Raw genomic sequence first — 21450 nt, forward strand, 5'->3', positions numbered from 1 at the left:
CTTGAGGAGCCTTAGCGATATGGAGGGATGGGTTCTGGGCTCAGCGGCCCAGGTTGTTGACGATGTCCAGGAGCTGACGCACACCGGCCGCGCGGTCGGTGAGGTGCAGCCGGAGGACCGGGACGCCGTGGTCGGTGAGGACCTGGGCGTCGCCAGCGGCCTGAGCCGAGATCAGCTGTCCGAAGGTGAACGGCCTCTCCGGGATGACCACATCGGTGGAGCTGTCCGCCGTGATCTGGAGGAACACGCCTTCGGCGGGGCCGCCCTTGTGGAACTGGCCGGTGGAGTGCAGGAAGCGCGGACCCCAGCCGAACGTCACGGGACGCCCGGTCACGGACACGAGCGGGTTGCGCACCGACTCGAGCTGCGGGTAGGCGAGACGGTCCAGGTAGGCCTGGACGCTCACGTACCCACGGTCATCCAGACGGCCCAGCAGGGCCTTGAGGGCGGACTCGACGGTTTCGTTCACCTCGGCCTCGGCCAGCCACTCGCCGCCGCGCACCTCGATGGCGCCGTCGGTGAAGTCGGCGGGCACCGGCTCCGGGCGGGCGTCGAGCAGACCGCGTGCGGCGACCTTGGCGGCCTCCACATCGGGCTGGTCGTACGGGTTGATGCCGAGGAGGCGACCCGCGACGGCGACCGCGAACTCCCAGACGACCATCTGCGACGCCAGCCCACCGGCGATCTCGACCTCGTTGCCGGTGGCGGCAGCGTCGTCGTCCTCGGGGGAGACCAGACGGACCACCAGGACATCAGGCGCGTCCAGGGACAGCTCCGGAGCGTCCGCCGGCGCGACGACGGGCAGCAGGCCCTTGCCGCTCTTGCCGGTGGATTCGGCGATCAGCTGCTCCGCCCAGTCGGCGAATCCGACGATCCCGGAACCGTTGTCCACGATCACGATCTTGTTCCGGAGCGGCTCGGTGCCGCCGAGAGCGGCGCCGAGCGCGAGGCCGATGTTGTCCGTGTCGTCCTCGTTGAGGATCTCGAGGGTGTCCTCGGCCTCGTCCAGGAGCGCCGCGATGTCCACGCCGGCCAGACCCGACGGCACCAGGCCGAAGGCGGTCAGCGCGGAGAAGCGGCCGCCGACGTTCGGGTCCGCGTTGAAGACGGCCCGGTAGCCTGCGGCGCGCGCGGCCTCATCCAGGGGCGAGCCCGGATCGGTCACGACCACCACGCGGCTCTTCGGATCGATGCCGGCCGCCTCGAACGCCGCCTCGAAAGCGCGACGCTGCGAGTCGGTCTCCACCGTGGAACCGGACTTGGACGACACGACGACGACGGTCCGCTCCAGGCGGTCGGCGAGGGCCGCGGCGACCTGCTCCGGGTCGGTGCTGTCCAGCACCGTGAGCTCGACGCCGGCCGTCGCGGTGATGACCTCGGGGGCCAGGGAGGAGCCGCCCATGCCGCAGAGGACGACATGGTCGACCCCCTCGGCGTGAAGCTCTTCGCGCAGGCTGACGATCCCGTCCACGAGCGGACGGGAGACCGCCGGGGCCTCCACCCAGCCGAGGCGGATGGAGGACTCGGACTCGGCCTCGGGACCCCACAGGGTGAAGTCCTTGGCGATGATCCGTGTGGCGACGTGGTCCTCGACCAGCTGGCCGATGTGACGGGTCTTGGCGTCGGCTGCCGCGCCGGCGGCGTCGTAGCTCAGGGTGCTCATGGAGGTGTCAGCCTTCCTTGGATGCGGTGTCGAGAGCGGCCTGGACGTCGGCCAGCAGTTCCTTCCAGCTGGCCACGAACTTGTCGAGACCTTCGGTCTCGAGCTTGGCCACGACGTCGTTGTAGGAGATGCCGATCTTCTCGAGTGCGTCCAGGACCTCGTTCGACTCGGCGAACGTGCCGGTGATGGTGTCACCGGTGACGTCGCCGTGGTCGAAGACGGCGTCGAGGGTCTTCTCCGGCATGGTGTTCACCACGCCCTGTGCGACGAGCCCCGTCACGTACAGGGTGTCCGGGTACGCCGGGTCCTTCACGCCGGTGGAGGCCCAGAGCGGGCGCTGCGGGCGGGCGCCTGCGGCGGCCAGCACGTTCCAGCGCTCGGTGGAGAAGAGCTCCTCGAAGACCTGGTACGCGAGGCGGGCGTTCGCCACGCCGGCCTTGCCCTTGAGGGCCGCGGCCTCGTCGGTGCCCAGCGTGTTCAGGCGCTTGTCGATCTCGGTGTCCACGCGGGAGACGAAGAAGGAAGCGACCGAGTGGATCTTGGAGAGGTCCAGACCCTTGGCCTTGGCCTGCTCCAGACCGTTCAGGTAGGCGTTGATGACCGCGCGGTAACGCTCCAGGGAGAAGATCAGGGTCACGTTGACGCTGATGCCCTCGGCGATGGTGGCCGTGATGGCCTCCAGGCCTTCCTGGGTGGCGGGGATCTTGATGTGGACGTTGTCCTTGCCGACCTTGGCGTGCAGTTCCTTCGCCTCGGCGATGGTGCCCTCGGTGTCCCACGCCTTGCGGGGATCGACCTCGATGGAGACACGGCCGTCGACACCGTCGGTGGCCTTGGCCACCTCGGCGAAGACGTCGCAGGCGTCCGCGACGTCGGAGGTCGTGATCTCGAAGACGGCCTTCTCGGCGTCGGCCCCGGCGGCTGCCAGTTCCTTGATCTGCGCGGCGTAGTCCTGGCCGCCCGTGATGGCCGCCTGGAAGATGCTCGGGTTGGTGGTCACGCCGACCACGTTCTTCTCGGCGATGAGCTCCTGAAGATTGCCCGTGTTCAGGCGCTTGCGGGAGAGGTCGTCAAGCCAGATGGAGACACCGGCGTTGGACAGTTCTGCAGTGGGAGTGCTCATGTTTCAAATTCCTCGGTTCTGTACCTTGTAGCTCTGTACTGGCGTTGCTCTGTGCCGGCTCAGGCGGTGGCCAGCGAGTCCAGGGAGTCCTTCGCGGCGGCGACCACTGCTTCGGTGGTGATGCCGAACTCCTGGAAGAGGCGCTTGTAGTCGGCGGAGGCGCCGAAGTGCTCGAGCGAGATGGAGCGGCCGGCGTCGCCGACGAACTCGCGCCAGGTCAGGGCGAGGCCCGCCTCGACGGAGACGCGTGCGGTCACGGCGGCCGGGAGGACGGCTTCCTGGTAGGCGGCGTCCTGCTTCTTGAACCACTCGACACACGGCATGGACACGACGCGGGTCGGGATGCCGTCGGCCTGGAGCGACTCGCGGGCCTCGACGGCCAGCTGGACCTCGGAACCGGTGGCGATCAGGATGACCTCCGGCGTGACGGAGGCGCCGTCGCGGCTGGCCTCGGCCAGGACGTAACCACCGCGGGCGGTGCCGGCCGCGGAGCCGAAGACGTCACCGGAGGCCTCGCCTTCGCCACGGGCGTAGGTCGGGATGTTCTGGCGGGTCAGGACGATGCCTGCCGGGTTCTCGTGGTTCTCCAGCATGGTGTGCCAGGCCACGGCGACCTCGTTGGCGTCGCCCGGACGGACGACGTCGAGACCGGGGATCGCGCGCAGCGAGGCGAGCTGCTCCACGGGCTGGTGGGTGGGGCCGTCCTCGCCGAGGCCGATGGAGTCGTGCGTCCACACGTACAGGGACGGCACGCCCATCAGGGCGCCGAGGCGGATGGCGGGACGCTGGTAGTCCGAGAAGATCAGGAAGGTCCCGGAGAAGGCGCGGGTGTTGCCCGACAGCGTGATGCCGTTCACGATCGACGCGGCGGCGTGCTCGCGGATGCCGAAGTGCAGGACGCGGCCGTACGGGTTGCCCTTCCACGCGTTGGTGGAGCGGCCCACGGGGATGAACGACGGCTCACCCTCCAGCGTGGTGTTGTTGGACTCGGCGAGGTCGGCGGAGCCGCCCCACAGTTCCGGCATGACCGGGCCGATGGCGTTGAGCACCTTGCCGGACGCGGCGCGGGTGGAGACGTCCTTGCCGGCCTCGAACACGGGGAGCGCACCCGAGAGGTCGGAGGGCAGCTCGTGGGCCTCGAGGCGCTTGAGGAGGGCGGCGCCCTCCGGGTTCGCGGCGGACCAGGCGTCGAACTGCTCCTGCCAGGCCTGGTGGGCGGCGGCGCCGCGCTCCACGACCTGACGGGCGTGGGCCAGGACCTCGGGGTCCACCTGGAAGGACTTCTCGGGGTCGAAGCCGAGGACCTCCTTGAGGGTGGCGACCTCGCCGGCGCCGAGGGCGGAGCCGTGGATCTTACCGGTGTTCTGCTTGGTGGGGGCCGGGTAACCGATGATGGTGCGCAGGGAGATGATGGACGGCTTGCCCGTCTCCGCCTTGGCCGCAAGGAGGGCGTTGTACAGCTCGTGGACGTCCTCGACGTATTCGCCGGTCTTGGTCCAGTCGACGCGCTGCGTGTGCCAGCCGTACGCCTCGTAGCGCTTGAGGACATCCTCGGTGAACGCGATGTCGGTGTCGTCCTCGATCGAGATGTGGTTCTCGTCGTACAGCACGACCAGGTTGCCGAGCTCCTGCAGGCCGGCCAGCGAGGAGGCCTCGGAGGTCACGCCTTCCTGGAGGTCGCCGTCGGAGGCGATGACCCAGATGGTGTGGTCGAACGGCGACTCGCCCGCGGGGGCGTCGGCGTCGAACAGGCCCCGCTCGCGGCGGCCGGAGTAGGCGAAGCCGACGGAGGAGGCGAGACCCTGGCCGAGCGGGCCCGTGGTGATCTCGACACCGGCGGTGTGCTTGTACTCGGGGTGGCCCGGGGTCAGCGAGCCCCAGGTGCGGAGTGCCTCGAGGTCTTCGAGCGCCAGGCCGTAACCGGAGAGGAAGAGTTGGATGTACAGGGTCAGCGACGTGTGACCGGGGGAGAGGATGAAGCGGTCGCGGCCCACCCAGTCCGGGTTCTTCGGATCGTGTCGCATCAGTTTCTGGAAGAGCAGGTAGGCGGCCGGGGCGAGGCTCATCGCCGTCCCGGGGTGTCCGTTGCCGACCTTCTCCACCGCATCTGCGGCCAGAACGCGAATGGTGTCTACCGCACGCTGGTCGAGATCAGTCCAGGACAGTTGCTGTTCTTCCACTTGTGACACGGAAACCGGGCCCCTTCTCTTGTGTGTTTTCGAGAGTGCGGCCACCCTGCGGTCCCGTGCCCGGGGCACAGCTGTGGCGCCCGCAGCGAGTTCTCCGCGCTCTCGTTCACCATTGAATAACCACCGGCCTGCGCACCCTGTTCCCTCGCATCATCGGGGAGTCCGGGGCCGCCAAGCCGAGCTGTGTTCAGCTTAGCCCGATTCGCGGGGGTTCTGGTGGCACCCTCTGGTTTAAGTGTGATTTATGTCAAAGATGAACCCGCTCGAGAGCGGCCTCCCGTTTACCTGGGGCAATGCTCCGGCGCCCGGTGTCCGCGGAGGGCGGACGTGGAGGCCCGCCTGACCGGGCCAGGGAGGAGCTGGCGGTAGAATGAAACGGGCCGGTCCATGCGCGGATCGCGGGATTCACCCGCGCCGCAGGACGGGCCGGTCATCAGTCGCGTAGCAGAAACTAAGGTCATCGTCGCCGTGAGCACTTCAGAATCCGCCCTCCGCACGCCGTCATTGCCGCAGGGAGGCGGTTTCTCCCGCAAGCTGAAGGCGTACGTCGCCCTGACCAAGCCGCGTGTGATCGAGCTGCTGCTGGTGAGCACCCTGCCGACCATGATCTTCGCCCAGCGCGGCTTCCCGTCGATCGGCCTCATGGTCGCCACCATGGTGGGTGGCGCGTTCGCGGCCGGCAGCGCCGGAGCCTTCAACTGCTACATCGACCGTGACATCGACAAGGTGATGAAGCGCACCAAGAACCGGCCCCTCGTCACGGGCGAGGTCACGCCCCGGGAAGCGCTGGTCTTCGCGACCCTGCTCGGCATCGCGTCCATCCTGATCCTCTGGGTCGGCGCGAACGGCCTCTCCGCCCTGCTGGGCCTGGGTGCGATCTTCTTCTACGTGGTCATCTACACGCTGATCCTCAAGCGCCGCACCGCTCAGAACATCGTCTGGGGCGGGGCGGCCGGCTGCTTCCCGGTCCTGATCGCCTGGGCCGCCGTGCGGGACACGGTCGAATGGCCCGCGCTCGTCCTCTTCATGGTGATCTTCCTCTGGACCCCGCCGCACTACTGGCCCCTGTCCATGAAGTACGGCGAGGACTACCGCAAGGCCGAGGTCCCGATGCTCGGGGCCATCGCCGGCGCGAAGGTGGTCTCCGTCCAGGTCGTCCTGTACGCGTGGGCCATGGTCGCCTGCTCGCTGCTCATGATCCCGGTGGGCGGCGCCGGCTGGGTCTACTCGATCGCGGCCGTCCTGTCCGGCGCCTGGTTCCTCTGGGAGTCCCACAGCCTGTACAACCAGGCCCAGGGCGAGAATGTGGACAACAAGCGCGCCATGAAGGTCTTCCATGGCTCCATCAGCTACCTGACCGTGCTGTTCCTGGCTCTCGCCGTGGACCCGTTCGTCGGCGGCCCGCTCATGGCAGGCTTCTGACCAGGCAGGCTCAGACGCCGCCAGTCTGAACTTCCCGGGAGCACGTAGGGCCCGGCCGAATGGCCGGGCCTTCGTCGTGTCCGGGGTGTCCTCCGGCCAGGCCGGGCGGTGCGGAGGCGGGGGTGCGCAGGGGAGCGAAGGCAGCAGGGGGGGCCAGGGCGGCAGGCGAGCCGGCGCAAGCAGGGGAGTGCGACGCCGGAGCCTGGGCCGCCGTCGTCGTGCGTCCACCGTGAAGCACTGCTCAGCCTGAGTCCGGGGACGACGAAGGCCCCGCCGGTGGCGGGGCCTTCGAGGGTGAGGATCAGGCCTTGGGGCTCCAGCGGCTCACATCCGCGAGGTTCGTGGCGGCGGCCATGAGCAGTGCGCCGACGACCATGTGCGAGCCCACCAGGAGCGGCGGGATGCCGTTGTAGTACTGGATGAAGCCGATCGCCGCCTGGAGCAGTGTGACGCCGAGCAGGGTCAGCCCGGCGGAGCGGAACAGACCCTGGATCCGGTGACGGAAGGCCAGCACGACGGCCACGAGCACCCCGGCGGTCACGAGATAGGCGGGCACGGCGTGGAAGTGGCTGACCACGTCCCAGTCGAGACCGTTGCGCGGGGCGTTGGCGTCACCGGCGTGCGGGCCGGCGCCCGTCACGACCACGCCGAGCACGACGGCGAGGGCGGCGAAGAAGGCCACAGCGGCGGTGAGCGGCGCGGCGATGCCCGGGAGCGCTTCCAGCGTGCGGTTCATGAAGCGACCGGTGCGGCCGTAGGCGCGGTTCACGAGCAGCATGGCGAAGATCACCAGCGCCATCGAGACCAGGAAGTGCAGGCCCACCACCCAGGGGTTCAGCCCGGACAGCACGGTGATGCCGCCGATGATCGCCTGGGCCGGGATGCTGGCGAGCAGGCCGAGCGCCAGGACGAAGAGGTCGCGGCGCTCCTTGCGGATCCGCCACAGCGCCACGAGCATCAGCAGCGCGACGGCGGCCAGCAGGAACGTCAGCGTGCGGTTGCCGAACTCGATGATGCCGTGGACGCCCATCTCCGGGGTGTTGACGAGCGACTCGCTCGTGCAGCGCGGCCAGGTGGGGCAGCCCAGGCCGGAGGAGGTCAGGCGGACCGCGCCGCCGGTTCCGATGAGGATGATCTGACCGACCAGCGAGGCGATGGACAGCTTGCGGACGCGGCCGTCGACCTCGGTGGGAAGCCGTTCCACGAGACGGTTGATCCGTTCACCCAGAGGGGTGCTGGCATTCATACAGGTACCTCATCCATCGTTACTCGCATCATCAATTCCACTTGAACCATTTCACGGCCAGGACCCCGGCCACCCCGGCCCAGAGGACCAGGATGACGACGGCGGCCACGTCCACCGTGCCGTGCAGAAGCGCCGCGCGCAGGGCGTCGCCCAGGGCGCCGGACGGGAGGAACGGCGCCACCTCGCCGATCAGGCCGGGCAGACGGCCCGGAGGGACCACGACCCCGCCGAGGGCGCCGAGCAGGATCCACAGGAGGTTCGTCAGGGCCAGGGTGGCCTCGGGCCGCACCGTGCCCGCCACGAGCAGGCCGAGGGCGGTGAAGGCGGCGGCGCCCAGGATCAGCAGCGGGATCGCCAGCAGGAGGCCCACTCCGTTCGGCTGCCAGCCGAGGAACAGGCCCACCACGGAGATCACCACGGTCTGGATCGCCAGCACGGAGAGAACCGCCAGGATCTTGCCGGCGATCAGTCCGCCGCGGCCCAGCGGCGTGGTGGACAGGAAGCGGAGGACGCCGTAGCGGCGGTCGAAGCCCGTGGAGATGCCCTGGCCCGTGAAGGCAGTGGACATGGTGCACAGGGCGAGCACGCCGGGGACGGCGATGTCCACACGGGCGCCCTGGAGATCATCCAGAAGAGGGGTGAAACGCAGGGCGAAGAGCGCCATGAGCGGCAGCACGATGGCGAGGACGAGCTGCTCGCCGTTGCGGAGCATCGTCAGGGTCTCGTAGCGTCCCTGGGCGAGGACGCGCTGCAGGGTGGATGCGGGACGCTGGGCGGTGAGCCCGGGATTGCCGGGGCGCACGCCGGACCCGGTGCCGGGGGCGGGGGTGCTGTTGGCCGTCATTCGCGGCCTCCGTTCGGGGCGTGGTTCGTCAGGGAGGTCCGCCGGGAGCCGTTGTCCCTGGCCTGCGCGGCCGAGGCTTGCTCGTCCTGGGACTGCTCCGCGCTGCGGGCCGCGATGTCGAGGAAGACGTCCTCCAGGGTGGAGGACGACATCGAGAGGCTGCGGGGGAAGACGCCGCCGTCCTCCCAGGCGGTGGCGATGGCGCGCAGATGCGCCGGGGTGCTGATCCCCTCCACGGCGTAGGACCCGGCCCGGGTCTCGGCAACGTCGAGACCGTCGGGAAGGGCGAACGTGAGCCCGGGATCGGCGTCGAAGGTCAGGGTGCGGTTCTCGGAGCCGGCGTCGTCGCGGTGCGCGAGCAGTGAGGCGACGGTGCCCTCGGCGACGATCCGCCCGGCGTCGACGATGTAGACGTAGTCCGCCAGGCGCTCGGCGTCGTCCATGAGATGGGTGGTCAGCACGATGCCCATGCCGGAATCGCGGAGTTCCTGGATCAGGGTGAAGACCAGCTGCCGCGACTGCGGATCCATGCCGGCGCTCGGCTCGTCCAGGAAGAGGACCTCGGGGCGGCCGATGAGGGCGGCGGCGAGGGCGAGGCGTTGCTTCTGACCGCCGGAGAGCCTGCGGACGGAGGTGCGGGCGAACTCGGCGATGGAGAGCCGCTCGACCAGGTCGTCCACGGGCCAGGGATCCTGGTACATGCGGGCGATGTGCTGGAGCAGCGGGATCGGATGCGCGGAGGGCGGCAGGCCGCCGTCCTGGAGCATGACGCCGACCCGGGCGCGGAGCTCGGGGCCCGCGGTGTCGGGGTCCTGGCCGAGCAGTTCGACACGCCCGTCCGTCCGGCGCTGGAGGCCCTGGGCGCATTCGAGGGTGGTGGTCTTGCCGGCGCCGTTGACGCCGAGCAGGGCGGTCACCTCGCCGGCGTGAGCGGTCAGGGAGAGGCCGGCGACGACGCGCATCATGCGGCCGTCGAGGGCCGTGACCGGACCGACATCCTTGACGAGGGAATCGATCACGAGGACTGGGGGAGCAGCGGAACGCACCATAGCATTCTACGCGAGGTAGAAGGTGCCCGGAGCGGCCCGGAAGGCGGCGTTCCGGTCGGCGTCCAGCAGGCCGGAACGCCCGCTGATCCGGTCCCGGCGAACGGTGTGACGAGGGTCTCTGGTCACAATCGACAGGTCAGCCTAGCCTTAGTGGAAGGCGGGAAGTTATTTAGTGATGATTGTGTTGTGTATTCCATGGACACCTCCACGAACAGGCCGGTCGACAGCCTGAATCCGGGGGCCCAGCAGGGCGCTCCGGGTTCGGTCGTGCCCGCGCAGCGTGAGGTCCCGTCCCGTGCGGCCTCCTCCCGCACTGTCTCGCGAGGCTCTCTCGTGGAGTCCGAGGACCGCACGCGGGACAAGGTCCGTGCCGCCGTGCTGGAGCACGGTCCCATCAGCGCCGCCGAGCTCGGGAAGCTCCTCGGCTACACGCCGGCCGCGGTCCGCCGCCATCTGGACCAGCTCGAGCGCGGAGGCGTGATCGAGGTCAAGCGCATGGTGAAGGCCGGCGCAGGGGCGGGGCGTCCGGCGCGGCGCTACGTCATCAGCTCCCAGGGCCAGCAGCACTGGGGCGACGACTACCTCGACATCGCGAGCAAGGCGCTGCACGAACTCGCGGCGCTGGGCGGCGAACAGGCCATCGAGGCGTTCGCCGAACGCCGTTTCGCCGGCATGGCGGAGCGCTACGCCGACGAGGTGAACGCCGCAGGGTCCGACGTCGAGGCCCGCGCCATGGCGCTCGTCGCGGCGCTCAACCGCGACGGCTTCGTCGCCAACGCCAATGTCCTGCGCATCCATCCGGTGAGCAAGAAGCCCTTGCCGCCGCAGCTCACAGCCATCCAGCTGTGCCAGGGGCACTGCCCCATCCAGAACCTGGCCGCCGAATTCCCGGTCTTCTGTGACAAGGAGACCGAGGTGTTCGAACGGCTTCTCGGTGTGGACGTCCGTCGTCTTTCCACGCTGGCCAACGGCGGCCACGTCTGCACCACGCACATTCCTACCGGACGCAACCACCAGCAAGAAAGGCCGTGATGACGGACCAACTAGCAGAAAAGCCAGTGGCTGAGGGTACGGTGATCTCCGAGATTCTGGAAAAGAACCCGGAGCTCCACGGTATCGGCAACTACGAATACGGCTGGGCAGACAAGGACGACGCCGGTGCCAACGCGCGCCGCGGCCTGAACGAGGACGTCGTCCGGGACATCTCCACCAAGAAGAGCGAACCCGAGTGGATGCTTGACCTGCGTCTGAAGGGCCTCAAGTACTTCGACCGGAAGCCCATGCCCGCCTGGGGTGCGGACCTCTCCGGCATCGACTTCGACAACATCAAGTACTTCGTGCGCTCCACGGAGAAGCAGGCCGGTTCCTGGGAAGAGCTTCCCGAGGACATCCGGACCACCTACGAAAAGCTCGGCATCCCGGAAGCGGAGCGCAGCCGCCTCGTGGCCGGCGTCGCGGCTCAGTACGAGTCCGAGGTCGTCTACCACCAGATCCGTGAGGACCTGGAGCAGCAGGGCGTCATCTTCCTCGACACCGACACCGCGCTGAAGGAACACCCGGAGATCTTCCAGGAGTACTTCGGCACCGTGATCCCCGTGGGCGACAACAAGTTCGCCTCCCTGAACACGGCCGTGTGGTCCGGCGGCTCCTTCGTGTACGTCCCCAAGGGCGTTCACGTGGAGATCCCGCTGCAGGCCTACTTCCGCATCAACACGGAGAACATGGGCCAGTTCGAGCGCACCCTCATCATCGCCGACGAGGACTCCTACGTGCACTACATCGAGGGCTGCACCGCCCCGATCTACAGCTCGGACTCGCTGCACTCCGCCGTGGTCGAGATCGTGGTCAAGAAGGGCGCCCGCGTCCGCTACACCACCATCCAGAACTGGTCCAACAACGTGTACAACCTGGTGACCAAGCGCGCCATCTGCGAAGAGGGCGCCACCATGGAGTGGATCGATGGCAACATCGGCTCCAAGGTCACCATGAAGTACCCGGCCGTCTACCTCGTGGGCGAGCACGCCAAGGGCGAGACCCTGTCCATCGCCTTCGCCGGCGAGGGCCAGCACCAGGACACCGGTTCCAAGATGGTGCACATCGCTCCGAACACCAAGAGCTCCATCATCTCCAAGTCGGTGGCCCGCAACGGCGGCCGTGCCGCGTACCGCGGCCTGGTCCAGGTCCGCGAAGGCGCCAAGCACTCCGCCAACACCGTCCGCTGTGACGCTCTCCTGGTGGACACCATCTCCCGCTCGGACACCTACCCGTACATCGACATCCGCGAGGACGATGTGCTGCTGGGCCACGAGGCCACGGTCTCCCGTGTCTCCGAGGAGCAGCTGTTCTACCTGATGTCCCGCGGCATGCCCGAGGACGAGGCCATGGCCATGATCGTGCGCGGCTTCATCGAGCCGATCGCCCGTGAGCTCCCCATGGAGTACGCGCTCGAGCTCAACCGCCTCATCGAACTCCAGATGGAAGGATCCGTCGGTTAATGACTGCCGAAGCAACTGAGAAGGCCCGCATCGGCGCCCCGTCGATCGCCGGTTTCACCGAAGAGGGCGAGCAGCTGGTCTCCAGCAAGGTCGACCACAAGCACAATGACGGCACCACCGTCATGTCCTCCCGCGCCGAGCGTCTGACCAGCCACAACGTGGCCGATTTCGCTCTGCCGGATGGCCGTGAGGAGGAGTGGCGCTTCACCCCGGTGCGCGAGCTCCAGCCGCTGCTGCAGGACGGCGCGAATGACGACGGCGCCACGACGGTCTCCGTCGAGGCTCCCGAGGGCTACGTGTCCGCTCCGCTGGCCATCGGTCAGGCGCCCCGCGCCACCGCCCTGGTGCCGACCGACCGTGCCGCCGCCGTGGCATCCGCCAACGCGCCCGAGGCGCTGCACGTCGTCGTGCCCGAAGGCGCGCAGCCCGAGGAGCCCGTGCGGGTCCTGCTGTCCGGCCAGGGCGCCGGCAAGCGCTCCAACAGCCACCTCGTCCTGGAGGCGGGCGCCAACTCCAAGTCGGTCGTCATCCTCGAGCACGACGGTTCCGCCAATCACAACGGCAATGTCGAGATCTTCGTCGGCGAGGCCGCCGAGCTCACCGTCGTCTCTGTGCAGCTCTGGGAGGATGACGCCATCCACCTGGCCCAGCACGACGCCGTCGTGGCCAAGGAAGGCGTGTACAAGCACATCGCCGTGACTTTGGGCGGCAAGATCGTGCGACTGAACTCCAATGTGCGCTTCTCTGGCGAACAGGCCGAGGCCGAGCTCCTGGGGCTCTACTTCGCCGATGCCGGGCAGCACCTGGAGCACCGGTCGTTCGTGGATCACAATGTTCCGAACTGCACCTCCAACGTCCTGTACAAGGGCGCGCTGCAGGGCAAGGGTGCTCACACGGTGTGGGTGGGCGACTGCCTCATCCAGAAGCAGGCCGTCGGCACCGACTCGTACGAGAAGAACCAGAACCTGGTCCTGACCGACGGCTGCCGTGCGGACTCCGTGCCGAACCTGGAGATCGAGACCGGCCTGATCGCCGGCGCCGGTCACGCCTCCTCGACCGGCCGTTTCGATGACGAGCACCTGTTCTACCTCATGGCGCGCGGCATCCCCGAGGATGTGGCCCGCCGTCTGGTGGTCCGAGGCTTCCTGAACGAGATCATTCAGAAGATCAAGGTCCCGGCCCTCGAGGAACGTCTCACCGAGGCCGTGGAACGCGAACTGACCGCAGGCGAGAACTAGAAGGAGCGGACGTGCCGGAAACGCCACAGGGCACCTTGGTGTGCAAGAGCACCGAGATCTCGCCCAAGCAGGCCCTCAGGGTTCTCCTCGAGGGATACCCCGTCGCCGTGGTGAAGGACTCCATGGGGGAGATCCACGCCATCGGTGACACCTGCTCGCACGCGGACGTCTCCCTCTCCGAGGGCGACGTCGAGGGTTGCGCGATCGAGTGCTGGGGACATGGTTCCCAGTTCGATCTGCGGTCCGGTCAGCCGCTCCAGCTCCCCGCCTATGATCCCGTTCCCGTCTTCGCCGTGGAGATCCACGGCGACGACGTGTACGTCGACACCAGCAACGTTGTGAACGGCGCCCGGGTCTTCTGAGCCCCGGCCGCACCAAACAGACTTAGGACAAGAAAGAACAGCATGTCTACTCTTGAAATCAAGGACCTGCACGTCAGCATCGAGACAGAGCAGGGCGAGAAGGAAATCCTCAAGGGCGTCTCCCTGGTCATCAAGACCGGCGAGACCCACGCCATCATGGGCCCCAACGGCTCCGGCAAGTCGACCCTGGCCTCCACGATCGCCGGTCACCCGCGCTACACCGTGACCAGCGGCTCCATCACCCTGGACGGTGAAGACGTCCTGGAGATGAGCGTGGACGAGCGTGCCCGCGCCGGCCTCTTCCTCGCCATGCAGTACCCGGTCGAGGTCCCCGGCGTGACCATGACCAACTTCCTCCGCACCGCCAAGACCGCCATCGACGGCGAGGCCCCCTCGCTGCGTCACTGGACCAAGGACGTCAAGGCCGCCATGGAGCAGCTGCGCATCGACGCCGACTTCGCCCAGCGCAACGTCAACGAGGGCTTCTCCGGCGGTGAGAAGAAGCGCGTGGAGATCCTCCAGCTCGAGCTCTTCAAGCCGAAGTTCGCCATCCTCGACGAGACCGACTCCGGCCTCGACGTCGACGCTCTGAAGGTCGTCTCCGAGGGCGTCAACCGCGCTCACGCCGGTGGCGAGATGGGCACCCTGCTCATCACCCACTACACGCGCATCCTGCGCTACATCAAGCCGGACTTCGTCCACGTCTTCGTCGACGGCAAGGTCGTCGAGCAGGGTGGCCCGGAGCTGGCCGACCGCCTCGAGGACGAGGGCTACGACCGCTATGTGGCCGGCGCCGGCACGGCCTCCGAGCCGGCAGCGGTCTGAGCCACTCGCCTGACAACCCGGGAGGGGACAGAAGATGACCGAAGTGAATGCGGCCAGGACAAGTCTTGAGGACGTCGAAGAGGCGCTCAAGGACGTCATCGACCCCGAGCTCGGCGTCAACGTCGTGGACCTGGGCCTGCTGTACGGGCTCAAGTACTCCGACGAGGACGGCGCGCTCCTGATCGACATGACCCTGACCACGGCGGCCTGCCCGCTCACCGATGTGCTCGAGGAGCAGGTGGGCAAGGCCCTGGACGGTGTCGTCGACGACTGGCGCCTCAACTGGGTGTGGATGCCGCCGTGGGGTCCCGAGCGGATCACCGATGACGGCAAGGACCAGATGCGGGCCCTCGGCTTCAACATCTGATCCAGCGTGTACGGCTGAGCACCACTGAACGACGACGGCGGCGGCCGGGAGAAATCCCGGCCGCCGCCGTCGTTCGTGGGAGTCGGTCCCGGGCCGGGTCAGTAGCTCCTGCCCACGACCGCGAAGAGTTCCTCGGGGCGCGCGTCCGGGGCCGGGAGTCCGCCGTCCTCGGTCTGCAGGCAGCGTACGGTGATGGCCGAGCCGTTGAGGGTCCTCTCGCCGGCTTCGCCAAGGAGGTCCCAGCGGATCCGGGCGAATCCCGTCTGGGCCGCCTCCTCCGCCTCACTGGGATCGGTCGTCTCGACGGTGTGGTCCGTCAGCCGCTGCTTGGCCTCCTGGAACATCGCGTGCTGGATCTCCGTCAGCAGGCCGGGGATCAGCGCGGCCGCCTCAGCGAGCGAGACCGGTTCCTTGACGCCCGTGTCCCGACGGACGAGGGTCGCTAAACCCTGATCCAGGTCGCGGGGCCCGATCTCGAGCCGGAGCGGAACTCCCTTGAGTTCCCACTCCGTCACGCGGCGTCCGAAGCCGGTCGTGAGCCGCTCGTCGATCTTCACCCGGACGCCCGCCTCCTCCAGGTCTTCGCGGAGGCGGGCTGCGGCGGCGAGGACGCGGTCGTCGTCGCGCACCGGAACGATGACCACCTGGACCGGGGCGATGGCCGGAGGGAGGCGCAGGCCCGTGTTGTCGCCATGGGACATGATCAGCCCGCCCAGCATCCGCGTGCTCGATCCCCAGGACGTGGTCCAGCAGTCCTGCACGGCGCCGTCCGAGTCCGTGAACCCGATGCCGAAAGCCTTGGCGAAGTTCTGGCCCAGTTCGTGGCTGGTGGCCATCTGGAGTGCCTTGCCGTCGACCATCATGGCCTCGCAGGTCATGGTGTTGACGGCGCCCGCGAACCGCTCCGCGGGGGACTTGTCGCCCACCAGGACGGGGATGGCCAGGACGTCCTCCAGGAACGAGCGGTACACCTCGAGGTGGATGCGGCGGGCGTACGCGGCCGCCTCCTCACGCGTCGCGTGGGCCGTGTGGCCTTCCTGCCACAGGAATTCGCTGGTCCGCAGGAACGTCCGGGGACGCATCTCCCAGCGCACGACATTGGCCCACTGATTCAGCAGGAGCGGCAGATCGCGGTAGGACTGGACCCACTTGGCCATGAGCTCACCGAAGATCGTCTCGCTGGTGGGCCGCACGACCACGGGCTCGCTGAGTTCCTTGCCTCCGGCGTGGGTGACCACGGCGAGCTCCGGGCTGAACCCGTCCACATGCTCGGCCTCCCGTTCCAGGTAGGACTGCGGGATGAAGAGCGGGAGGTAGACGTTCTCGGCGCCGGCGGCTTTGATGCGGCCGTCGACGGCGGCCTGCATCCGTTCCCAGATGCCGTAGGCGTACGGGCGGATGACCATGGTCCCGCGCACCGGGCCGTTGTCAGCCAGCTGTGCCTTGTCCAGGACGTCCTGATACCAGCGGGGGAAGTCCTCGGCTTGATCGGCGAGGACGGAAGCGTGTGCTTTCACCATGGCCCGACCCTACCGGACGGTTGAACGCTGTGGCCCTGACCGGTTCAGGGCTTGACGGTGTAGTGGCTCGTGATGGCGACGCGGTTGTAGGCGTTGATCGTGATGGCGAGCCAGGACACCGCGGAGATCTGCTCCTCGGAGAGGACCTGGGACACCGGCACGTAGACCTCATCCGGGACCTGGTGATCGGACACCTGGGTGATCGCTTCGGTCAGGGCCAGCGCGGCGCGTTCGACGGCGGTGAAGTAGTCGCTCTCCCGCCACGCCGGGAGGACCGCGAGGCGGTCCTGCGTCTCGCCCAGCGTGACCGCGTCCTTGGTGTGCAGCCGCAGGCAGTAGGCGCAGCCGTTGATCTGTGAGGCTCGGATCTTGAGGAGCTCGCAGAGCAGGGGGCTGATGTCCGCGGCGGCAGCGGCCTCGGTGGCGGCCTTGCTCAGCTTCCCCAGGGCTTTGAAGGTCTCGGAATGGGCTTTGCTGATGTTCACTCGACGGTTCATGTCTGCATGCTAGCCGCGGCCCGTGCGACGGGACATCCCCCGACCGGCTTATTCATGAGCCGTTCGACGGCGGTTCAGCCGGAGCGCCAGGAGCACCACGACCAGGGCGATCCCGAGGTCCAGGAACGTTCCCGCGGCGAATTCGGCCTGGCCCGTCAGACCCGCCGCGGTGCAGATCCCGCCGATCAGGATGACGCCCAGCGAGAGCGCGAGCTGCTGGACGGTGCCGAACAGCCCGCCGGACAGACCGGCCGCCTCCACCGGGATCTCGCGCACCACCGCCTGGGTGAGCGGGGAGAAGATCATCGCCTGACCGGCGCCCAGGAGCACCAGGCTGGGCTGCAGCAGCAGCGGAAGGGCTGGGGTCCAGGCCAGGAACACGGTCGCGGCGATCAGGACGAGCGCCGCGCCCTGAAGTGTGACGCCCCAGAACAGGGTGCGGTCGCCGAGCCACCGCTGGATTCTGGACAGGTTCAGCGACACGGCCGTGAAGACCAGGGCGAAGGGCAGCAGGAGGAGTCCCGCATCCAGAGGCGTCAGGCCGAGACCGTGTTCCAGGCCGCGCGGGATGACGTAGAGGATCGCCCCATACCCGGCGAAGAACAGTCCGGCGGCGAGCAGTCCGGTCTGCAGGGCCGGCAGGCGCAGGATGCTGGGCGGCAGGAGGGGCACGCGGCCGGACTGTTCGATCCGGTTCTGATGCCGCCACAGCGCGAGCAGAAGGACCGCGCCCACCACGAGCGCGACCGGCACAGGCCATGGCCAGCCGAGCGAAGGCCCGAACGTCAGGCCGGCGGCCAGCAGCAGGACGCCACCGCCGAGCTGGAGCGTGCCCGCGACGTCGATGTCCACGGCCTCGTGGGCGGTGCTGCGGGGTGCGAAGCGGCCGAGCACGACGGCGGCCGCCGCGATGGCCGCGGCCAGCCAGTAGACGGCGCGCCAGCCGGAGAGCGGTCCGAACGTGACGCTCGCCAGCGCCCCGCCGGCCACCTGACCGAGCGCCGCGCCGATGCCGCCACTGGCCCCGAAGGCGGAGATGGCCCGCACGCGCGCCGCGCCGTCGCTCGTCGCCTGGATCGTGGCGAGCACCTGGGGAGTGCAGAGCGCGGCGCCGAGACCTTGCGCGATCCGCGCGGCGATCAGGACTCCGAGGTTCGGCGCGAACGAGCAGGCCAGGGCCGCCACGAGGAACACGACCATTCCGAGGGTGAACATGCGGTGCCTGCCATAGCGGTCACCGAGGCGCCCGCCCAGAATGAGCAGCGTGGCGAAGGGGATCCCGTAGCCGGCGACGACGAGTTCCAGCCCGGCGTCGGACGCGGAGAACTCCGTGTGCAGCTGTGACAGGGAGACGGTGACGGCGTTGAAGGCGTAGGACCCGACGCCGGGCGCCAGGACGAGGCCGAGATAGCGCCAGATCGGCACGGCGGCCTGGGGGACCGGGTGAAGCGTGGTCACTGTTGAGCGGTGGGTGCGGTGGTCATGGAACCACTGTGCTCCGCTCCTTATCCTGGTGCCAGGAGCCTGTTTATCCTGGTAGTGACAGCACCCGGTCCAGGTGCTCCCGGTCGCGTACGGGCGTGAGAGGATCGCTGCAGGAGGAGAGATGTCCACTTCGGCACGCCGCGAGGAGTTCGCGGAATTTCTGAGTTCCCGTCGGGCGCGGCTGCGGCCGGAGGACGTCGGCCTGCCACGGGGCGCGCGGCGTCGAGTGGCGGGTCTCCGGCGCGAGGAAGTGGCCCAGCTCGCCGGCGTCGGCCTCACCTGGTACACGTGGCTCGAACAGGGCCGGCCCATCGCGGCGTCGGAGCAGGTGCTGACGTCGATCGCGAGGGCGCTCCTCCTCAGTGACGACGAGCGGGATCACCTGTTCGCGCTGGCCGGCGCCGCGATCCCCGAGCGTGCCCCGATGAGCTGCCTGAACGACTCGCACCACGAGCTGCTCGCCAAGCTCATGCCTTATCCGGCGGCCGCCCAGACCGCCCGCTTCGACATCGTCGCCTACAACCGGTCCTACCGGTACCTCTTCACGGACTTCGACCGGATCCCGGTGGGGGAGCGCAACTGCGCCCGCCTGCTGTTCACGGCTCCGGAGTGGCAGAAGGCGCACGTGGATCTCGAGCACGCTCAGCGGCGCATCGCCGCCCGACTCCGCGCCGCCTACGGACGTCACCGCGAGTATCCCGAGTGGCAGCGTTTCATCCAGGAGCTCCAGGACGCCTCACCGGTGTTCCGGGAGCTCTGGGCCCGCGGGGACGTCTCCGGTGAGCGCAACGCCCTCAAGAGGCTCCGCCACCCCCAGCTGGGCGAGCTGAATCTCAGCATGACGAGCCTGTGGACCGACGAGACCCTCGGCACCCGGATCGTCTGGTTCGCCCCGGCGGACGCGGTGAGCGCCGAGCGCCTGGAACTGCTGGCCCGCATGGCGCAGGACCAGCCGCTGACCAGCGCCGCGGCCTGAGCGGCGCCACTCCGGGTTCATCCGTTCTTCAGGGAACCGGTGCCGAGCGCTCCCGGCGCTCGTACTAGACTGTTCGGTGGCTGGCTGTGGTCCCGTATGCCGCAAGTCATGAAGCCGCAATATGAACAGGAGACACCGTGTCAGAAGCCCAACAGATCACCCTCAGAGTCGACGGAGACGAGACCCAGGTGACCACGGGCACCACTGGCGCGGAGTTGTTCTTCGATCGCCGTGACGTCGTGGTCATGCGTGTCGACGGTGTGCTGAAGGACCTGGACCAGCTCCTGGAGGCCGGCGCCGAGATCGAGTCCGTCACCATCGACTCCCCGGACGGCCTGAACGTCCTCCGCCACTCCACCGCGCACGTCATGGCCCAGGCCGTGCAGCAGCTGCGCCCGGATGCCAAGCTCGGCATCGGCCCGTACATCAAGGACGGCTTCTACTTCGACTTCGACGTCGCCGAGCCCTTCACCCCCGAGGACCTCAAGGCCCTCGAGAAGATGATGCTCAAGATCGTCAACCAGAACCAGAAGTTCGTGCGTCGCGTGGTCTCCCCGGAGGAGGCGCGTGAGGCGATGGCCGGCGAGCCGTACAAGCTCGAACTGCTCGGCAAGGCGGACTCGGCCGACGAGGCCGGAGAGGGCGTCAACGTCGAGGTCGGCGCCGGGGACATCACGATCTACGACAACGTGGACCGCAAGAGCGGCGACGTCGTCTGGTGCGATCTCTGCCGCGGCCCGCACCTGCCCAATACCAAGCTGATCTCCAACGCCTTCGCGCTGACCCGTTCCTCGGCCGCCTACTGGCTGGGCGACCAGAACAACAAGCCGCTGCAGCGCATCTACGGCACCGCGTGGCCCACCAAGGAAGCCCTCAAGGAGTACCAGGAGCGCCTGGCCGAGGCGGAACGCCGCGATCACCGCAAGCTCGGCGTCGAACTGGACCTCTTCTCCTTCCCGGACGAGCTGGGCTCCGGCCTGCCGGTGTTCCACCCCAAGGGCGGCATCATCCGCAAGGCCATGGAGGACTACTCCCGTCAGCGGCACGTGGAGGCCGACTACGAGTTCGTCTACACCCCGCACATCACCAAGGGTCACCTGTACGAGGTCTCGGGCCACCTGGACTGGTACAAGGACGGCATGTTCCCCGCGATGCACGTCGATGCGGAGTTCAACGAGGACGGCACCGTGCGCAAGCCGGGCCAGGATTACTACCTCAAGCCCATGAACTGCCCCATGCACAACCTGATCTTCCGCTCCCGCGGACGGTCCTACCGCGAGCTCCCGCTGCGGCTCTTCGAGTTCGGCTCGGTGTACCGCTACGAGAAGTCCGGCGTGGTGCACGGCCTGACCCGCGTCCGTGGCATGACTCAGGACGACGCCCACATCTACTGCACCAAGGAGCAGATGAAGGACGAGCTGACCAGCACGCTCAACTTCGTGCTCGGGCTGCTCAAGGACTACGGCCTGGACGACTTCTACCTGGAACTGTCCACCAAGGACCCGGAGAAGTACGTCGGCAGCGACGAGGTGTGGGAGGAAGCCACCCGCACCCTCGCCGAGGTGGCGGAGGCGTCCGGGCTGGAGCTCGTCCCGGATCCGGGTGGAGCGGCGTTCTACGGTCCCAAGATCTCCGTGCAGGCCAAGGACGCCCTGGGACGCACCTGGCAGATGTCCACGATCCAGCTGGACTTCAACCTGCCGGAGCGTTTCGAGCTCGAGTACCAGGCCGCGGACGGCTCCCGTCAGCGTCCCGTGATGATCCACCGGGCGCTCTTCGGTTCGGTCGAACGCTTCATGGGTGTCCTGACCGAGCACTACGCCGGGGCGTTCCCGGCGTGGCTCGCGCCGGTTCAGGTCGTGGCGATCCCGGTCGCCGAGGCGTTCAACGACTACCTCTATGAGGTGGCGGCGAAGCTCAAGAAGGCCGGCATCCGGGTGGAGGTGGACGCGTCCAGCGACCGCTTCCCGAAGAAGATCCGCACCGCCAGCAAGGACAAGGTGCCCTTCGTCCTGATCGCCGGTGGCGAGGATGCCGAGAACGGAGCGGTGTCCTTCCGCTTCCGTGACGGCAGCCAGGACAACGGGGTGCCGGTCGAGGAAGCCGTGCAGCGGATCGTCGACGCCGTGAAGAACAGGACCCTCTAGGC

General features: G+C 68.3%; 18 protein-coding genes. 9 read left to right on the forward strand and 9 right to left on the reverse strand.

Features of this window, described 5'->3' with window-relative positions; translation table 11 throughout:
• Positions 1–40 precede the first annotated feature (40 nt).
• The 3 genes from P9849_RS07170 to tkt are packed head-to-tail and all read right to left on the reverse strand — an operon-like array spanning position 41 to position 4966.
• Entirely contained in the window at positions 41–1663 is a 1623-nt protein-coding gene (locus tag P9849_RS07170) for a glucose-6-phosphate isomerase (RefSeq protein WP_278268946.1), read from the reverse strand.
• Positions 1664–1670: 7 nt separating this feature from the next.
• Positions 1671–2786, reverse strand: a complete 1116-nt coding sequence (tal, locus tag P9849_RS07175) for a transaldolase (protein WP_278268947.1) — start codon at positions 2784–2786, stop codon at positions 1671–1673.
• 59 nt (positions 2787–2845) lie between these two features.
• Entirely contained in the window at positions 2846–4966 is a 2121-nt protein-coding gene (gene tkt / locus P9849_RS07180) for a transketolase (protein ID WP_278269124.1), read from the reverse strand.
• Positions 4967–5443: 477 nt separating this feature from the next.
• Here tkt and P9849_RS07185 point away from each other — a divergent pair, with 477 nt between their 5' ends.
• Positions 5444–6397 (forward strand): heme o synthase, encoded by a 954-nt coding sequence (locus P9849_RS07185; protein ID WP_278268948.1) that lies wholly within the window; start codon positions 5444–5446, stop codon positions 6395–6397.
• 301 nt (positions 6398–6698) lie between these two features.
• Here P9849_RS07185 and P9849_RS07190 read toward each other — a convergent pair whose 3' ends face one another.
• The 3 genes from P9849_RS07190 to P9849_RS07200 are packed head-to-tail and all read right to left on the reverse strand — an operon-like array spanning position 6699 to position 9533.
• A complete protein-coding gene (locus P9849_RS07190; protein WP_278268949.1) occupies positions 6699–7643 on the reverse strand; it encodes a COX15/CtaA family protein in 945 nt (314 codons plus the stop codon).
• A gap of 31 nt (positions 7644–7674) precedes the next feature.
• Entirely contained in the window at positions 7675–8487 is an 813-nt protein-coding gene (locus P9849_RS07195) for an ABC transporter permease (protein ID WP_278268950.1), read from the reverse strand.
• Positions 8484–9533, reverse strand: coding sequence for an ABC transporter ATP-binding protein (locus P9849_RS07200; protein WP_278269125.1), 1050 nt, complete (start codon positions 9531–9533; stop codon positions 8484–8486). Before P9849_RS07200 ends, P9849_RS07195 begins: the two co-directional genes overlap by 4 nt.
• Positions 9534–9722: 189 nt before the next feature.
• Here P9849_RS07200 and P9849_RS07205 point away from each other — a divergent pair, with 189 nt between their 5' ends.
• From P9849_RS07205 to P9849_RS07230, 6 genes are read left to right on the forward strand one after another with little or no spacing between them, the layout of a single operon-like run.
• Positions 9723–10568, forward strand: coding sequence for a helix-turn-helix domain-containing protein (locus P9849_RS07205; RefSeq protein ID WP_278268951.1), 846 nt, complete (start codon positions 9723–9725; stop codon positions 10566–10568).
• Complete coding sequence (sufB, locus tag P9849_RS07210) at positions 10568–12031, forward strand: Fe-S cluster assembly protein SufB (RefSeq protein ID WP_066212790.1); 1464 nt, start codon at positions 10568–10570, stop codon at positions 12029–12031. Before P9849_RS07205 ends, sufB begins: the two co-directional genes overlap by 1 nt.
• Positions 12031–13269 carry a Fe-S cluster assembly protein SufD gene (gene sufD / locus P9849_RS07215; protein WP_278268952.1) on the forward strand — a complete coding sequence of 413 codons (1239 nt, stop codon included), beginning with the start codon at positions 12031–12033 and terminating at the stop codon, positions 13267–13269. Before sufB ends, sufD begins: the two co-directional genes overlap by 1 nt.
• 11 nt (positions 13270–13280) lie before the next feature.
• Complete coding sequence (locus P9849_RS07220; protein ID WP_278268953.1) at positions 13281–13631, forward strand: non-heme iron oxygenase ferredoxin subunit; 351 nt, start codon at positions 13281–13283, stop codon at positions 13629–13631.
• 42 nt (positions 13632–13673) lie between these two features.
• Positions 13674–14456 carry a Fe-S cluster assembly ATPase SufC gene (gene sufC, locus P9849_RS07225; RefSeq protein ID WP_066212783.1) on the forward strand — a complete coding sequence of 261 codons (783 nt, stop codon included), beginning with the start codon at positions 13674–13676 and terminating at the stop codon, positions 14454–14456.
• Between the two features lie 34 nt (positions 14457–14490).
• A complete protein-coding gene (locus P9849_RS07230) occupies positions 14491–14823 on the forward strand; it encodes a metal-sulfur cluster assembly factor (protein WP_066212780.1) in 333 nt (110 codons plus the stop codon).
• Positions 14824–14921: 98 nt separating this feature from the next.
• On the opposite strand, the gene proS is transcribed toward P9849_RS07230, so the two are convergent.
• The 3 genes from proS to P9849_RS07245 are packed head-to-tail and all read right to left on the reverse strand — an operon-like array spanning position 14922 to position 18298.
• Positions 14922–16343 (reverse strand): proline--tRNA ligase, encoded by a 1422-nt coding sequence (proS, locus tag P9849_RS07235; protein WP_278268954.1) that lies wholly within the window; start codon positions 16341–16343, stop codon positions 14922–14924.
• A gap of 44 nt (positions 16344–16387) precedes the next feature.
• Positions 16388–16840 carry a carboxymuconolactone decarboxylase family protein gene (locus P9849_RS07240; RefSeq protein ID WP_278268955.1) on the reverse strand — a complete coding sequence of 151 codons (453 nt, stop codon included), beginning with the start codon at positions 16838–16840 and terminating at the stop codon, positions 16388–16390.
• Between the two features lie 48 nt (positions 16841–16888).
• Positions 16889–18298 (reverse strand): MFS transporter, encoded by a 1410-nt coding sequence (locus P9849_RS07245; RefSeq protein ID WP_278268956.1) that lies wholly within the window; start codon positions 18296–18298, stop codon positions 16889–16891.
• A gap of 148 nt (positions 18299–18446) precedes the next feature.
• Here P9849_RS07245 and P9849_RS07250 point away from each other — a divergent pair, with 148 nt between their 5' ends.
• The gene (locus P9849_RS07250) at positions 18447–19301 is read left to right on the forward strand and encodes a helix-turn-helix transcriptional regulator (RefSeq protein WP_278268957.1); all 855 of its coding nucleotides are present in this window, start codon (positions 18447–18449) and stop codon (positions 19299–19301) included.
• Between the two features lie 137 nt (positions 19302–19438).
• Positions 19439–21448 (forward strand): threonine--tRNA ligase, encoded by a 2010-nt coding sequence (gene thrS, locus P9849_RS07255; RefSeq protein ID WP_278268958.1) that lies wholly within the window; start codon positions 19439–19441, stop codon positions 21446–21448.
• The last annotated feature ends 2 nt before the right edge of the window (positions 21449–21450 follow it).

It is taken from the genome of Arthrobacter sp. Y-9 (assembly GCF_029690065.1).
Lineage (GTDB): Bacteria > Actinomycetota > Actinomycetes > Actinomycetales > Micrococcaceae > Arthrobacter_E.